This is a genomic window from Anaerotignum faecicola (assembly GCA_024460105.1).
Lineage (GTDB): Bacteria > Bacillota > Clostridia > Lachnospirales > Anaerotignaceae > JANFXS01.
The window spans coordinates 1-533 of sequence record JANFXS010000134.1 but is presented as its reverse complement, the minus strand read 5'-3'; the positions used below and the strand labels follow the sequence as shown (position 1 = coordinate 533).

Here is a 533-nt window from a genome sequence, read left to right as displayed (position 1 = left end):
AAGGCGTGGACCGCTATTGCAAATTCACTTGTCACGTGATTCGCCCCCTGTCTGATTCATACTCTTTTTCTGAAACATAAATCTGTAATTATTATTGTTTCAGTTTATGATGTAATACTATCAGTTACAGTTTTTTTTGTCAAGTCCAAAGCCAAATTATTTCGAAACAAAATTATTTTAAGATTTTACCCATAATGATAACACAGCCCATAATGATCAGGATGGATACAAAGATTCCTCCCATGCCTTTTCCCATGATCTCCAGAGCGATTAATAAATTTTCCATCATTGTCTCAACCTCCTATAAGAACCTGGTTACCAGACTGATAACAAGTCCTCCTGCAATCACGGAGGCAATCTGTCCGGATACATTTGCACCGACTGCATGCATCAGAATAATATTTCCCGGTTCCTCTTTCTGTGCCATTTTCTGCACTACTCTGGCCGACATGGGGAATGCGGATATTCCTGCGGCCCCAATCATCGGGTTAATCTTTTCTTTTCGGAACAGATTTAACAGTTTGGCAAACAGC

General features: G+C 40.0%; 1 protein-coding gene. It reads right to left on the bottom strand.

The features are described 5' to 3' along the window. Positions 1-301: 301 nt before the first annotated feature. Positions 302-533 (bottom strand): sodium ion-translocating decarboxylase subunit beta (locus NE664_13135; GenBank protein MCQ4727576.1); only part of this gene is annotated, 232 nt, incomplete at its 5' end.